This window comes from Myxococcus vastator (genome assembly GCF_010894475.1).
GTDB lineage: Bacteria > Myxococcota > Myxococcia > Myxococcales > Myxococcaceae > Myxococcus > Myxococcus vastator.
On the sequence record NZ_JAAIYB010000903.1, the window covers coordinates 1 to 876 of the forward strand.

General features: G+C 68.7%; 1 protein-coding gene and 1 pseudogene. Both read right to left on the reverse strand.

Translation table 11 applies throughout. The features are described from left to right. Positions 1-254 (reverse strand): annotated as a pseudogene (locus G4D87_RS38235) (glycosyl transferase family 1); the annotation flags it as partial. Positions 255-272: 18 nt separating this feature from the next. Next, positions 273-791 carry a serine O-acetyltransferase gene (locus G4D87_RS38240; protein WP_163787645.1) on the reverse strand — a complete coding sequence of 173 codons (519 nt, stop codon included), beginning with the start codon at positions 789-791 and terminating at the stop codon, positions 273-275. Positions 792-876: the final 85 nt, after the last annotated feature.

Below are 876 nucleotides of genomic sequence, written 5' to 3' on the forward strand. Positions count from 1 at the left end.
ACCCAGGACTTCGGGTTGTTGCCACTGGTGTGGAGGTGAATCGTCCACCCGGTGGCAACGTGCCGCGCGAGCCGCAGGGCGAATGGAGCGGCGCCGCGAGCCGGGATGACGTCCGGAGCCGGCCGGCCACCCTTCCCGATATCGAGCACCTTCACGTCGACCCCGCGGCCGCGCAGGGAGCCATGAAGCTGTTGAACATGAACCGCGACGCCGCCATGCGGCGGCGGATAGTCCCCAACGAGGAGCACGCGCATCGATGTGGCTCCCGCGGACTACTGGCGCAGCGTGGAAGACGACGGCACCGACACCAGCGGCACGCGGGGAGGCTCCTGCCCCATCTCCCGCTGGTACGTCCCTATCGGATCCGGGTCCTGCCGGATGACCCTCGCGGGCACCCCTGCCACCACCGTGCCCGGCGCCACGTCCTTCACCACCACCGCGTTGGCGCCAATGACGGCGAAGTCACCGATGCGGATGTTGCCCAGGATCTTCGCGCCCGCGCCCATGCGCACGTAGTCACCGATGACGGGAGCGCCCTCGATGCCCGAGCGCCCGCCAATGGTCACCTGCTGCGAGATGAGACAGTGGCGTCCAATCCGCGCGGCCCTGTGGATGACCACGCCGATGCCGCCGTAGCCCAGCTGCGTCCCTTCGCCAATCTCCGCGTCCTCGGGGATGTGCGAGCTGTGCAGATAGTAGATGGCCTTGCGCAGCACGGCTGGCAGCAGGGGAACCCCCCGCTTCTTCAGCCCGCGCGCGAGCCGGTAGAACGTCATCGCGTCGACACCCATCACGCCTCCCAAACCCCGTGTTCCGACCCGCACCAAACTAAGTACCACCCCGCGGGGAGGGAAGTGCCCTACCCCGCCCTTCGCG